Origin of the sequence: Roseiarcus fermentans (assembly GCF_003315135.1) — a bacterium.
Taxonomy (GTDB): Bacteria; Pseudomonadota; Alphaproteobacteria; order Rhizobiales; family Beijerinckiaceae; genus Roseiarcus; species Roseiarcus fermentans.
Genome location: NZ_QNRK01000056.1, coordinates 1 through 13,755, shown reverse-complemented (window position 1 = coordinate 13,755; position 13,755 = coordinate 1). Strand labels below are relative to the sequence as shown.

Here is a 13,755-nt window from a genome sequence, read left to right as displayed (position 1 = left end):
GGGCCTCGTTTGTTGCGGCCCACAACGCCTGTCGTCGCGGCGGTGGAGACCAATGTCGATCAACATTGCATCAGTCGGACGGCGGGTCCTGCCTAATCAATGGGACCTGATCGCCTTCGCGGCGATCATGGCGGTGCTGACGGCGATCGCCCAGAGCTATCACGGCATCGCAGCCCCCCTGCCCGCGCCCAAGGAAGACGTGATCTCCCTCGGTTACGGCAATCTGCCCTATTACGCGCTGCGCACCGCGCTCAGGATGTTCGCGGCGCTGTTCTTCTCGCTCGTCTTCACCTTCACCTACGCCACGCTCGCCGCCAAGAGCCGGCGCTGGGAAATGGTTCTGATCCCGGTCCTCGACATCCTCCAGTCGGTGCCGATCCTCGGCTTCCTGTCGTTCACCGTGACGTTCTTCCTCGGCCTCTTCCCCGGCAACACGCTGGGCGCGGAACTGGCGGCGATCTTCGCCATCTTCACCAGCCAGGCCTGGAACATGGCGTTCTCGTTCTATCAGTCGCTGCGCACCGTGCCCGCCGACCTCGATGAAGTCTCGCGCGGCCTCCGTCTCAGCGGCTGGCAGAAGTTCTGGCAGCTCGAGGCGCCCTTCGCGATGCCGGGCCTGATCTGGAACACGATGATGTCGATGTCCGGCGGCTGGTTCTTCGTCGTCGCGTCGGAGGCGATCACGGTCGGCGACACGACCATCACCCTGCCCGGCGTCGGCTCCTACATCGCCAAGGCCAACGACGCCGGCGACTGGTCGGCGATCGGGGCCGCGATCCTGACCATGGCGGTCGTCATTCTGCTTTACGATCAGCTGCTGTTCCGGCCGATTGTCGCCTGGGCCGACAAGTTCCGGGTCGAGCTGTCGGCCAGCCAGGAGACCTCGAGTTCGTGGGTCCTGAACATCCTGCAGCGGACCCACTGGGTGCGGATGGCTTTCCAGCCGGTGTTCGCCGGCTTGCGCAGCCTGAGCCTGGCGCCGATCCGCATTCCGCGCCTGCTGCCCGAATCGAAGCGGCGGGATCAGCCGCCGTCCCGCATTCTCGACGCATTGTGGGTTCTCGTGGTGATCGCCGTCGCCGTGTACGCCGGATGGCTCACCGTCCAGTTCATCGCCAGCGGAGGCATTGGCTGGGACGAGGTCGGTCGCGTCTTCGTCCTGACCTTCTACACCCTCGTCCGCGTCTTCCTGCTGATCGTGCTCGCGTCGCTGATCTGGGTGCCGATCGCCGTGTGGATCGGGCTCAGGCCAAAATGGGCGGAGCGGGTGCAGCCGGTGGCGCAATTCCTCGCCGCCTTCCCCGTCAACCTGCTGTTCGGCGCGACCGTCAGCCTGATCCTCTTTTTCAACCTCAACCCCAACATCTGGCTCAGCTTCCTGATCATCTTCGGCACGCAATGGTACATCGTGTTCAACGTGATCGGCGGCGCCGCCGCCTTCCCCAACGATCTCGTCGAGGCGGCGAAGAACTTCCGCATCCGGGGCTGGCGCTGGTGGGTCAAGGTCATCCTGCCGGGCGTCGCGCCCTACTATCTGACCGGCGCGATCACCGCCTCGGGCGGCTCGTGGAACGCCTCGATCGTCGCCGAACTCGTCAGGTGGAAGGACCACACGGTCGTCGCCCAGGGCGTCGGATCCTACATCGCCGAGGCGACCGACAAGGGCGACTTCCCCAAGATCGTGCTCGGGGTGGCGATGATGTCGCTGTTCGTCACCCTGTTCAACCGCCTGTTCTGGCGCCAGCTTTATTCGTACGCCGAGCGCCGGCTGCGCCTCTGACGCGCGTCCCGCCCCGGAGAGAAATGCGACCCGTCGAGGAGTTTTCTCATGTTGGATGCCTCCATGGCGACGCTGCTGAGCGTCGACAACGTGAACCAGACCTACGCCACGGGCTCCGGCGAATCGCGCAAGCTCGTGCTCGACAACGTGTCGATGAGCCTGAAGACGGGCGAGATCGTCGCCCTGCTCGGCCGCTCCGGCTCGGGCAAGTCGACGCTCCTGCGCATCATCGCCGGCCTCAACCGGCCGTCGAGCGGCAAGGTCGCGATCTCCGGCAGGCCGGTCGAGGGGCCGGCGGAGGAGGTCGCGATGGTGTTCCAGAGCTTCGCCCTGTTCCCGTGGCTCAACGTGCTCGACAACGTGGAGATCGGCCCGCGCGCCAACGGCGTGGCGCTCGAGGAGACCCGCCAGCGCGCGCTGAAGGCGATCGACATCATCGGTCTCGACGGCTTCGAATCGGCCTACCCGAAGGAGCTGTCCGGCGGCATGCGCCAGCGCGTCGGCTTCGCCCGCGCCCTCGTCATGCAGCCGAAGATCCTGCTCATGGACGAACCGTTCTCGGCGCTCGACGTGCTGACCGCCGAGACGTTGCGCACCGACCTGCTCGATCTCTGGCAGGAGGGGCGGATTCCGATCAAGTCGATCCTGATGGTGACGCACAACATCGAGGAGGCGGTGCTGATGGCCGACCGGATCCTGGTCCTGTCGTCCAATCCCGGCCGGATCGCCTCCGAGATTCCCAACACCCTGCCGCACCCGCGCGACCGGCTCGATCCGCCGTTCCGCGCCATGGTCGACAGCATCTACGCGCTGATGACCCAGCGCGCCGAGACGGCGCGCGTCGCGCCGCGCGAAGCCGGGGCCGCCGGCCTCGCGCTCACCCTGCCGGACATTTCGACCAACTCGCTCGCCGGCATGCTCGAGGAAATCGCGGCGCCGCCCTACAACGGCAAGGCGGACCTGCCGCACCTCGCCGATTCGCTTGGCTTCGAGATCGACGACCTCTTTCCCCTCGGCGAGACGTTGCAGATTCTCAAGCTCGCCGACTTCGAGGAGGCCGACATCAAGCTCACCCCGCTCGGCCAGCGCTTCGTCGACATGGACGTCGACCAGCGCAAGAAGGTGATCGGCGAACAGGCGCTCGCCAACGTGCCGCTCGCGGCCCACATCAAGCGGGTGCTCGACGAGCGTCCCTCGCACCGCGCGCCGGCCAGCCGTTTTCGCGAGGAGCTCGAGGACTACATGTCCGAGGACTACGCCGATCGGACCCTGCGCACGATCATCAACCTGGGCCGCTACGGCGAATTGTTCGCCTACGACGAGGCCGCCCAGACGTTCAGCTACGAGAACCCGCAATAGCCGGTTCCTCGACCCCATCTTTGGTTTGACTTGTTCGTCGGTTTGCGCTGCGATAACGCTTGCGCAGCATCCGCCAAAGCGTCGAGCCGACAGGAGTTTCCTTGATGACCCAGACCAAAGCCGCCATCAGGATCGGCGAGAAGAACGTCGAGATGCCGGTCATGGACGGCACGATCGGCCCGTCGGTCATCGACATCGGCAAGCTTTATGCGCAGACGGGCATGTTCACCTACGATCCGGGGTTCACCTCGACGGCGAGCACGGAATCGAAGATCACCTACATCGACGGCGACCAGGGCGTGCTCCTCTATCGCGGCTACCCGATCGACGAGCTGGCCGAGCACGGCGATTTCCTCGAGACCTGCTACCTGCTGCTCTACGGCGACCTGCCGAACGCCTCGCAGAAGGCCGAATTCGATTACCGGGTCACCCGCCACACGATGGTCCACGAGCAGATGTCGCGGTTCTTCAACGGCTTCCGCCGCGACGCGCACCCGATGTCGATCATGGTGGCGTGCGTCGGCGCGCTCGCGGCGTTCTATCACGACTCGATCGACATCAACGATCCGCTGCAGCGCCAGATCGCCTCGATCCGCATGATCGCCAAGATGCCGACCATCGCGGCGATGGCGTACAAATATTCCATCGGCCAGCCGTTCGTCTATCCGAAGAACGACCTCGACTATTGCTCGAACTTCCTGCGCATGTGCTTCTCGGTGCCGGCGGAGGAGTACAAGGTCAATCCGGTCCTGGCGCGCGCGCTCGACCGCATCTTCATCCTGCACGCCGACCACGAGCAGAACGCCTCGACTTCGACGGTGCGCCTGGCCGGTTCCTCGGGCGCAAACCCGTTCGGCTGCATCGCGGCCGGCATCGCCTGCCTCTGGGGGCCGGCGCACGGCGGCGCCAACGAGGCGGCGCTGAAGATGCTGGGCGAGATCGGAAGGGTCGAGAACATTCCGAAATTCGTCGCCCGCGCCAAGGACAAGAACGATCCGTTCCGGCTGATGGGCTTCGGCCACCGCGTCTACAAGAACTACGACCCGCGCGCCAAGATCATGCAGAAGACGGCGCACGAGGTGCTGACCGAGCTCGGCATCAAGGACGACCCCCTGCTCGAGGTCGCGGTCGAGCTCGAGCGCATCGCGCTGCACGATTCGTATTTCATCGAGAAGAAGCTCTACCCGAACATCGACTTCTATTCCGGCATCACGCTGAAGGCGATGGGCTTCCCGGTGGCGATGTTCACTGTGCTGTTCGCCGTCGCGCGCACGGTCGGCTGGATCGCCCAGTGGAAGGAAATGATCGACGATCCGGACCAGAAGATCGGCCGTCCGCGCCAGCTCTACACCGGCTCGCCGTTCCGCGACTACACGTCGATCGGCGACCGCTGAAACGAAGAGGGCGGGGCTCCCGGTGGGACGCCCCTGCCCTTTGCGGGGACCGGACCGGATCCAATGGGCCGCGCTCTGAAGGTGCGGCCCATATTCTTTGTTCGCGGACGATATCGCCGGCTTCGTCTCCGTGGCGGCCGGCGCGCGCGGTCAGCGCTGTCAACCGCAAGGTTCCGGGACGCACGGCGCTCCGTTCGCCGCGAGTTCCCCCGAGAAGACGGCGCGCATCTGGCCAACGGCGCCGGCGGCAGGCCGAAGCCGCAGCTGGCCCCTCAATGCATCAGCGGTCCCCACGACGGGTCGCTGGCGTAGTTCGGCGTCGGCACCAGAAACTCGCCGTGACCGAAAATGTCGGTCATGTAGATCTTCGGGCCGCCCGAGCCGCCCGAATCGCGGAAGAACTGCACGTAGAGCCCGTTCGGCGAAAAGGTCGGGCCCTCGTTGTGAAAGCCGTCGACCAGCATGCGCTCGCCCGAACCGTCCGGCTTCATCACGCCGATGCCGAACGAGCCGTTCTTGATGCGGGTGAAGGCGATCAGGTCGCCGCGCGGCGACCAGACCGGCGTCGAGTAGCGGCCGTCGCCGAACGAGATGCGCTTGGCCGGGCCGCCGGCGGCGCTCATCACGTAGATCTGCTGCGTGCCGCCGCGGTCGGATTCGAACGCGATCTGCGCGCCGTCGGGCGAGAACGAGGGCGAAGTGTCGATGGCGGAGGTGTCGGTGAGCCGCGTCGTCGCGCGCGAGCGCAGGTCCATCGTGTAGAGGTTGGCGCTCGCTCCGTCGGACAGCGACATCACGATCTTCTGCCCGTCGGGCGAGAAGCGCGGGGCGAAGGTCATGCCCGGAAAATTGCCGACCGCCTCGCGCTGTCCGGTTTCCAGATTGAGCAAGGTCACCTTCGGGTCGGCCGACCCGAACGACATGTAGGCGACCTGCTGCGCCGAGGGCGAGAACCGCGGGGTGACGACCAGCGTTTCGCCGCCGCCGAGATATTTGATGTTGGCCCCGTCCATGTCCATCACCGCGAGGCGCTTGTGGCGCTTGTCCTTCGGTCCGCTCTCGTCGACGAACACCACCCGCGAATCGAAGAAGCCCTTTTCGCCGGTGACGCGCGAAAATACCGAATCGGAGATCATGTGCGCGACCCGGCGCGCGTTGGACGCCTCCGAAGTGTATTGTTCGCCGGCCACCTGATCTCCGGTCGCGACGTCCCAGAGCCGGAACTGCGCGGTGACGTGCTCGGCGTCGGGCCGCAGCAGCCGGCCGGTCAACACGAATTGCGCGTTGGCGTTCTTCCAGGCGGCGATGTCGGGGCGCTGGTCCGGATTGGTCACCGCCTCGGGAAAGCTCGACGGGTTCAGCGGCAGGAGGAAGATCGAGCGCGCGAAGTCGTTCGCCACCACGGCGCCGATCTTGTCCGCGCCGTCGTCTCCGGCGAACGGCGTCACCGCGACGCTCACCGGTTTGAAGGTCTGGCCCGCCCGCACATAGACGTCGCCAGTGGCCGCCGCCGCCGGCGCCGACGCCGCCGGCAGGAACGTCAGCGCCGCGAGCGCGAGCAGGCGAGCGGCCAAAGGCAGAAGCGTCATCAGGGAACTCGTTGGAAAAGGGGCGGACCGCCAGCCGGGCTCACCGGGAGGCGATCTGCGGATTGAATTGAATGGTCTGGGTCCTCCATTGCTCATAAAAGGGGCGATATTGGGCCGGCACCGAAAGCGGATTGCAGGCCTGGACAGCCTGCATCACGCTCTTGGCCTGGGGCTTCAGGGCGGGATCGGACGGCGGATTGACCAGCTTCGGCGCTCTCGCCAGCGACCCGTCCGGCTTGAACGCCAGCCGCACGCGCGCGACGTAAGGGTCGGAATCGGCGGGCTGGGCCGGCGCCCTCCAGCATCCCAGATACGTCCTGACGATCCAGGCCTCGAACTCGGCCTCCTGCGCGCCCGTCATGCGCTGGGGCGGCGCCGGCGGCGCAGCGGCGTCGTGGGCAGGACGAGCGGACGGGACCGGAACCGCGGCGAGCGTCGAGGCGGGCTTGGCTGTGTCCCTGGCCTGAGTTTCGGCCCCCGTCGGCCAGATGCGGTCGCAAGCCGCGGCGGAGAGCGCGATCAGGGCGGAAAGCGCTATGGGCAGGGCGGGGGTCCATCGGGTCGTCTTGGCAGGCTGTTCGGCAAACATCGTGGGCGTCATCCTTGCGTGTCGCGCGGATCGAAGTGGATCGTCTCGATCTTCCACTCCTCGAAGAAAGGCGCGTACTGAGGCGGCACGCGCAGCGGGTCGCATTTCCGGACGGCGCGCATCGCGCTGTCGGCGTACGCCTTCCAGGCCGGGTCCGTGGGGGGGTTGAGGAGGACCGGACGCGCGGACAACGACCCGTCCGATTTGAACACGACCTTGATTTCCGCAACGTAAACGTCGCCCTCGGGCATGGTCAGCGGCGGCGTCCAGCAGTTCAGGTAGCTTTCGGTCAGCCACGCGTCGAGCGCGGAGGCCATCGACACCGACATCTTCGGCGCGTCGTGATGCGGCAGGCCCTGCGGGGTCGCCGCCGGCGCATTCGACGGCGGCGCGGCGCCCGACGCCGACGCCGGTTTCGACGCGATCAGCTTCGCGATCGCGTTGGGATCGAAGGCGTGCGTCGGCGTCGGTTCGGGCTTGTCGCGCTCGACGAGCTTGGCGATCTGATCGGGTCTCGGCTTCTCCGGCGCGGGCTTTTCCGGGGCGGGCTCCCTGGGCCGCTCCGGCGGCGTCGGCGCCTCGGCCTGCCTGGGCGGCGGCGGCGCGGGCTTCGGCGGCGGCGCGGGCTTGGGCGGCGGCTCCGGCGCGTGCGGAGGCGTCGGCTCCTCGGCCTTGCGCAGGTCCGGCGGCGGCTCCGGCGGCGTGGGCGGCGTCGGCTCGGCCTTCGGCGCGGGCGGCGGCTCGGGCGCCGGTTTCGCCGTTTTCTCGCCGTTCATGATCCGGTTGACCTGGGCGTCCGAGAGGATGTCGACCGGAATCGCTTCCTGGCTGTCGTCGAATTTCGGGGCCGCGGCGAACCCGAGGATCAGCAGAAAGAGCAGGGCGCCATGGAGCGTCCCCGAGACCCCCCAGGCCCAGTATGGCCGCCGCTCGTCCAACGCCGCGGCCGGCTACTGGCTCGTCGGCTCGGTGACCAGCGCGACCTTCTTGAAGCCCGCCTGGGTGACCGACGCCATGATCTGCGCCACCCGTCCGTAGGGCACGACCTTCGAGGCGCGCAGGTAGATGCGCTGCTCCGTGTCGTTCTGCGTGATCGCCTGCAATTTCGACACGAGGTCCGCGTCCACGATCGGTTGGTCGGCGAGGAAGAGCTGGCCCTGATCGTTGAGCGAGACCGCGACCGGTTTCTTCTCGACGTTGAGCGCCGAGGCGCTCGTCTGCGGCAGGTCGACCGCGACGCCGGTCGTCAGCAGCGGCGCCGCGACCATGAAGATGATCAGCAGCACCAGCATCACGTCGATGAACGGCGTCATGTTGATGTCGGCCATCGCGCCGTAGCGCGGCACGCCGCGCCGTCCCCGGCTGCTCTTCCGCCCGCTGCCGACCGCCATGCCCATTCGAGCCGCTCCTTCAGGCTGCGTTCGCCCGCTCGGTCGACAGATGATGGTCGATCTGCCGCGAGAGGATGGAGGAGAATTCGTCGGCGAAGCTTTCCAGGCGCGCCTGCGCCTTGGCGACGTCGCCCTGGAACTTGTTATAGGCGATCAGCGCCGGGATCGCGGCGAACAGGCCGAGCGCGGTCGCGAGCAGCGCCTCGGCGATGCCGGGCGCGACGACCGCGAGCGAGGTGTTCTTCGAGGCCGCGATCGACTGGAACGAGTTCATGATGCCGAACACCGTGCCGAACAGGCCGATGAACGGGCCGGCGGACGCGACCGTCGCCAGCACCAGCAGGTTCGATTCGAGCCGCTCGACCTCGCGCGCGATCGAGACGTCGAGAACCTTGTCGATGCGGGCGTGCAGGCCGCGGAACGAGCCCGCCGCCTGCTGGAACGACCGTTTCCATTCGCGCATCGCGGCCACGAACAGGGCGGCCGCGCCGGTGTTGGTCTGGCCCGAGAGCGAGGCGTAAAGCTCCTCGAGCGACTGGCCGGACCAAAAGACCTGCTCGAAGCTTTCCATCTCGATGCGGAACCTGCGGAACAGGCGCGCCTTGTCGAAGATGATCGTCCAGCACCACAGCGATGCGAGGAACAGGCCCAGCATCACCGCCTTCACCACGATGTGGGCGGACCAGAACATGCTGAAGATGCTCGTGTCCGATGTCGCCGCGGCCGCTACGTCAGTGGGACTCATGGGCGTGACAAGACCTTTCCACGGACCCGCGGGGCCGCGTGTAAGCCGGCGTCCGAGCCGGGAATCGGCGCGGGGTCTGCCTGTCAATTCAGCCGAAACTTGGGCTGGCCGCGGCCCCGCCCCGCCCGGCCCGCGTTCGATCCAGCAAGGCCCCTGATAGGGTTAACTTTCCGTTACCGCAACGCGGCCCCGCGTCGCGGGCGACGCGCCGACCCGCATGGACCGCACAGATCGAGCGCGGCGACAAGGGCGCCGGCGCCCTCGTCGCCGCGACCCGTCCTAACCGGGGCGACCAGTCGAGGTAAGCCCCGAATGCCCTTACGGCCGAATTGTCGTTGCGCCAACGCGTTGTTATTCTTTCGGGAAGCGCTGGCGCCGCCGGTCCCCGACCGGAGGGATCCTTAGCGCGGAAAGCGCGGCGGGCGCGCATCGCCCGCCGGCAGGGAGGAGAGGAATGCGCAAGGTCACGATATCCGTCACCGCGCTGACGGTGGGGGGCATGCTGGCGACGGCGTCGCACACCGCGGTCGCAGCGGCCGGCGAACCGTCCCCGGCGGGGGTCGGCATCGTCGCGCCCGGCCTCATCGGCCTCGTGCCGCCCGACCCCTGCTTCACCGCCGTGGCGGTGAATCCCGGCGGCGGCGTCCACGGGATCGTCATCAATCCGGGCGGCCGTATCAACGGCACGGTCGTCAATCCCGGCGGCGGCGTCCACGGGATCATCATCCGTCCCGGCGGCCCTATCTACGGCACGGTCGTGAATCCCGGCGTCCACGGGACCGTCATCAATCCGGGCGGCCTGATCAACGGCACGGTCGTCGATCCGGGCTCCTGACCGCGACGGCCGGCTCCGACGCGCGGGCGCGCGCTGGCCCACGCCCGACAGGCGCGCCGGATGCGATTTCGAGGATGCGTCATGGGCCTCCTGACGTTCGACGACCTCCTCGCTCCGGCGACGTTCGAGTCCTTCGCGCGCGAGCGTCTCGACCGCGAGCCGCTTCACTGCGCGCGCGCCGACCCCGCCTTCTTCGCGTCGCTGTTTTCGCTCGGCGATCTCGAGGCCTACCTCGCCCGGGCGCGGCCGGCCTTTTCCAAGGCCTTCGCCATCGACAGCCGCCGCGAGATCAACTCGCTCGAATTCTGCGACGCGCATGGGGTGGTCGATCCGACGCGGCTGTTCCAGCTGTTCGACCGCGGCTGCACCATCGTCCTGCGCGAGATCGACGCCCATTTTCCCGCACTCGACGCCCTGTGCCGGTCGGCGGAGAAGCGGCTTCAGGCGCCGGTGTTCGCCAACGTCTACTACGCCCCGCCCGGAGGCCAGTCGTTTCCGGTTCATTACGACGCGCCCGACGTCTACGCCTTGCAGGTCGAGGGAACGAAGACCTGGCGTCTCTACGCCCCGAGCTACGAGAAGCCGCTCGCCGATCAGCATTGCTACGGGCAGATGCCGGAACAGACCTCGCTCAGCGCAGCGCGGCTCGCGCCCGGCGACCTGCTCTATGTCCCGCGCGGCTTTCCCCACCTCGTCACGGCGGATGACGGGCCGTCGCTGCATATCAGCCTCTCGGCCTTTCCGCCCACCTGGGCCGACGCGCTCGCCGAGGCGGTTTCCGAACTCGCGCGCCGGGACCCGGCCCTCCGCGCCGCCCTTCCGCCGGGCTATTTCGCGCCCGGCGAGGACCTCGAGCGACGATTCGCGGCCCTCGTGCGCAAGTTCGCCGACGAGGCCGCGCTGCGGCCGGCGCTCGCCCGGGTCGCCCGCCGGGTGGTCGCCAGTCGCCGGGCGTGGGTTCCCGATCCGATTCGTCGCCCGCGTCAGGCGGCCGGGCTGTCGATCGAGAGCGAGCTTACGGCGAATCGCGAGGCTCTGGTTCTCCTCGAGCGGGCCGGCGACGCGGTTCGCCTCACCGGCCTCGGCAAGGAACTCATGTTCGCCGCCGAAGCGCTCGACGATCTCGCCTTTGCGCTCGAGGCGACGCGTTTCCGCATCGCCGACACGCCCGGCGCGCTCGATCCGGAGGGCAAGCTCGACTTGTTTCAGACCCTCCTCCTGAACGGGTTCGTGAGCGCCGCATAGTCCGTCCGTCCGCGAAATCCCCAGGGACTTTCAGGAATCGCCAAACGATTTTCAGCCCTCTATCGTGCCGCTCTGAGCCGCGGGGTGCGCCGGCTCGCGGAGGCGGTTCGATGGGGGCCTTGGAAGCTTACGGGTGGGAATGGGGATCGGCGCTGATCCGGTGGCTGCACGTCACCGCGGCGATCGCCTGGATCGGCGGGTCGTTCTTTTTCATGCATCTCGACGCAAGCTTGCGGAAGCGGGCAGGCGCCGATCCGGCGATCGCGGGGACCTCTTGGCAGGTGCACGGCGGCGGCTTCTACGAGATGAGCAAATACACGCTCGCCCCGGCCGCCCTGCCCGACATGCTGATCTGGCACAAGTGGCAGTCCTACTGGACCTGGATGAGCGGCTTCACCCTGCTCTGCTGGGTCTATTACGGGCAGTCGACCCTGTTCCTCGTCGACCCCGCCGTGATGCCGCTCGCGCCCTGGCAGGCGGCGGCGATCGGAATCGCCGCGCTCGGCCTCGGCTGGCTGGTCTACGACGCCCTGTGCCGCTCTCCGCTCGGCGACAACGAGCCGTTGCTCGCCGTCGCCGGCTTCGGCTTCGTGGTGGCGATGAGCTGGCTCTTCACCCTGTTCTTCTCGGGCCGCGGCGCGCTGATCCACACGGGCGCGCTGATGGCGACGATCATGACCGGCAACGTGTTCTTCGTCATCCAGCCGAATCAGCGGAAGGCGGTGGCCGCGCTGCTCGCCGGCAAGACGCCCGATCCGAAATGGGCCAAGACCTCGAAGACGCGCTCGACCCACAACAACTACATCACCCTGCCCGTCCTGTTCATGATGCTGTCGAACCACACGCCGGCGGCGTTCTCCAACCCGAGGGTCATTCCGGCGATCGTCACCTGCGTCATCGTGGCCGGAGCGCTGGTCCGCTACTTCTACAACCGCTGGCACGCCGACCACGAGAAGGCGCCGTGGTGGGCGTGGGCGGTGGCGGCCGTCGCCATGGTCGGCGCCTTCGTCGTCGCCGCGAGCGCTTCGCCGGGCATGCGCGGCCTGATGGGGCTCGCCGAGCTTCCGGCCGCCGCGGCGCGCGCCGATGCGCCCCTGGCGCCGCAGGAGGTCGTCGACATCGTGCAGGTGCGCTGCATGATGTGCCACGCAGCCGAGCCGATGGAGTGGATCGGCGAGGCGCCGAAGGGGGTGCTGCTCGACACCCCCGCGCACATCGCCCGTTTCGCCCCGGCGATCGCCATGCAGGCGGTGCTGACCCGGGCGATGCCGCCGAACAACTTTTCCGGGATCACCGACGAGGAGCGGGCGGTGCTCGCCCATTGGCTCCGGCTCGACGTGGCTCAGAAATGACGTCCGGCCTCAGCGAAGCGGAACGCGCCGCAGGCTCGCGGCTGATGGCGCGCCTCGCCGCCTTCGCCGCCTTCACCGACGAACCCGGACGGCTGACGCGGCTGTTTCTTTCCGACGCCCACAGGCGGGCGGCGGCGGCCTTGATCGGCTGGTGCGCCGAGGCCGGGATCGAAGCGCGCATCGACGCGGCCGGCAACGTGGTCGGGCGCTGGGAGGGCCGGAAGGCCGGCGCCCCGGCGCTGCTGGTCGGCTCGCACATCGACACCGTCAGGGACGCCGGCCGCTACGACGGCAATTACGGCGCGCTCGCCGCGCTCGCGGTGGTCGAGGACCTCGCCCGGCGCGGCGAACGCCTCGATCACGCGCTCGAGATCGTCGCGTTCGGCGACGAGGAAGGCGGGCGCTGGCGCACCACCCTCACCGGCTCGCGCGCGCTTGCGGGCGACTATCCCGAGGACGCGCTCGATCAGAAGGATTCCGCCGGCATCCTGATGCGCGACGCGCTCGCGCGCTTCGGCGGCGATCCGGACGAAGCGCTGCGCCTGCGCGCCGACGGCGTCGCGGCCTTCATCGAGGCCCACATCGAGCAGGGGCCGGTGCTCGAGGCCGAGGGGCTGCCGATCGGCGTCGTCTCCGCGATCAACGGCGCGACCCGGCTCGAGGTCGGCGTCGACGGCGTCTCCGGACACGCGGGCGCGACGCCGATGCGCCTGCGCCGCGACGCTTTCGCCGCCGCCGCCGAGATGGCGCTGATGATCGAGCGCCGCGCCCGCGGCGAGGCCGACCTCGTCGCGACCGTCGGACGGATGGAGGTCTGGCCGGGCGCAGCCAACGTCATTCCCGGACACGCGCAGTTCTCGATCGATATCCGCGCCCCGCTCGACCCGCGGCGCGAGGCGGCGCTCGCCGACATCCGCGCCGAGATCGCCGCGATCGCCCGCGCGCGCGGCGTCGTCGCGACCGCCGCGATCACGCACGAGGCGGGCGCCTTCACCTGCGATCCGGGCGTCGTCTCGGGCCTGAGCGCCGCGGTCGGCTCGCTCGGCGTGCCCGTCCGCGTCTTGCCGTCGGGCGCCGGTCACGACGCCATGGCGATCGGCCGCTTCCGCCCGTCCGGCATGCTGTTCGTCCGCTGCAAGGGCGGGATCAGTCACAATCCGCTGGAATCGATCACCGAGGAGGATTGCGCCTTCGGTCTGGCGGCGCTGACGCGTTTCGTGCGCGCATTTCGGGTCGGCTGAGCGAAGGGGCTCCGCTGCCGGCTCGCCATCGGGCGGAATACCTGATCACTATGAAAAATTCAGCTTGGGCTTCGCGGGTTACAATGGCGTTGGTTCGACGCGCGGCGTCTGTCGCGTGCCGCTGCTGCATCGTCGGCTAACCCGCATTTCTCATAGTGCGCCACCTACCTCGCCATTCTGACGGTCGCATCGGCGCGGAGTTTGTCATGGACGAGCGCGTCCGATGCGCCGTCTG

General features: G+C 68.2%; 12 protein-coding genes. 7 read left to right on the top strand and 5 right to left on the bottom strand.

Features of this window, described 5'->3' with window-relative positions; translation table 11 throughout:
- Positions 1-52 precede the first annotated feature (52 nt).
- The 3 genes from DFR50_RS29820 (at position 53) to gltA (ending at position 4,533) form a co-directional block, all read left to right on the top strand.
- Positions 53-1,780 (top strand): ABC transporter permease, encoded by a 1,728-nt coding sequence (locus DFR50_RS29820; RefSeq protein ID WP_113893737.1) that lies wholly within the window; start codon positions 53-55, stop codon positions 1,778-1,780.
- Positions 1,781-1,828: 48 nt separating this feature from the next.
- Positions 1,829-3,139: an ABC transporter ATP-binding protein gene (locus DFR50_RS29815; protein WP_113893736.1), complete on the top strand. Its 1,311-nt coding sequence runs from the start codon at positions 1,829-1,831 to the stop codon at positions 3,137-3,139.
- Between the two features lie 104 nt (positions 3,140-3,243).
- The gene (gene gltA / locus DFR50_RS29810) at positions 3,244-4,533 is read left to right on the top strand and encodes a citrate synthase (protein WP_113893735.1); all 1,290 of its coding nucleotides are present in this window, start codon (positions 3,244-3,246) and stop codon (positions 4,531-4,533) included.
- A 272-nt stretch (positions 4,534-4,805) separates the two neighbouring features.
- Here gltA and tolB read toward each other — a convergent pair whose 3' ends face one another.
- The 5 genes from tolB to tolQ are packed head-to-tail and all read right to left on the bottom strand — an operon-like array spanning position 4,806 to position 8,847.
- Positions 4,806-6,122, bottom strand: coding sequence for a Tol-Pal system beta propeller repeat protein TolB (gene tolB, locus DFR50_RS29805; RefSeq protein ID WP_113893734.1), 1,317 nt, complete (start codon positions 6,120-6,122; stop codon positions 4,806-4,808).
- Positions 6,123-6,162: 40 nt separating this feature from the next.
- The gene (locus DFR50_RS29800; protein ID WP_113893733.1) at positions 6,163-6,723 is read right to left on the bottom strand and encodes a hypothetical protein; all 561 of its coding nucleotides are present in this window, start codon (positions 6,721-6,723) and stop codon (positions 6,163-6,165) included.
- Positions 6,720-7,649 carry a hypothetical protein gene (locus DFR50_RS29795; RefSeq protein WP_113893732.1) on the bottom strand — a complete coding sequence of 310 codons (930 nt, stop codon included), beginning with the start codon at positions 7,647-7,649 and terminating at the stop codon, positions 6,720-6,722. The genes DFR50_RS29800 and DFR50_RS29795 overlap by 4 nt, the downstream gene beginning before the upstream one ends.
- A 12-nt stretch (positions 7,650-7,661) precedes the next feature.
- Positions 7,662-8,108, bottom strand: coding sequence for a protein TolR (tolR, locus tag DFR50_RS29790; protein ID WP_113893731.1), 447 nt, complete (start codon positions 8,106-8,108; stop codon positions 7,662-7,664).
- Positions 8,109-8,121: 13 nt separating this feature from the next.
- Positions 8,122-8,847, bottom strand: coding sequence for a protein TolQ (tolQ, locus tag DFR50_RS29785; RefSeq protein ID WP_113893730.1), 726 nt, complete (start codon positions 8,845-8,847; stop codon positions 8,122-8,124).
- A gap of 454 nt (positions 8,848-9,301) precedes the next feature.
- Between tolQ and DFR50_RS29780 the strand changes: the two genes are divergently transcribed.
- From DFR50_RS29780 to DFR50_RS29765, 4 genes are all read left to right on the top strand, one after another.
- Complete coding sequence (locus DFR50_RS29780) at positions 9,302-9,682, top strand: hypothetical protein (protein ID WP_113893729.1); 381 nt, start codon at positions 9,302-9,304, stop codon at positions 9,680-9,682.
- Between the two features lie 81 nt (positions 9,683-9,763).
- Positions 9,764-10,927 carry a cupin domain-containing protein gene (locus DFR50_RS29775; RefSeq protein ID WP_170153447.1) on the top strand — a complete coding sequence of 388 codons (1,164 nt, stop codon included), beginning with the start codon at positions 9,764-9,766 and terminating at the stop codon, positions 10,925-10,927.
- 119 nt (positions 10,928-11,046) lie between these two features.
- Positions 11,047-12,279 (top strand): urate hydroxylase PuuD, encoded by a 1,233-nt coding sequence (locus tag DFR50_RS29770; protein WP_113893753.1) that lies wholly within the window; start codon positions 11,047-11,049, stop codon positions 12,277-12,279.
- Positions 12,276-13,520: an allantoate amidohydrolase gene (locus DFR50_RS29765; RefSeq protein WP_113893725.1), complete on the top strand. Its 1,245-nt coding sequence runs from the start codon at positions 12,276-12,278 to the stop codon at positions 13,518-13,520. The genes DFR50_RS29770 and DFR50_RS29765 overlap by 4 nt, the downstream gene beginning before the upstream one ends.
- The last annotated feature ends 235 nt before the right edge of the window (positions 13,521-13,755 follow it).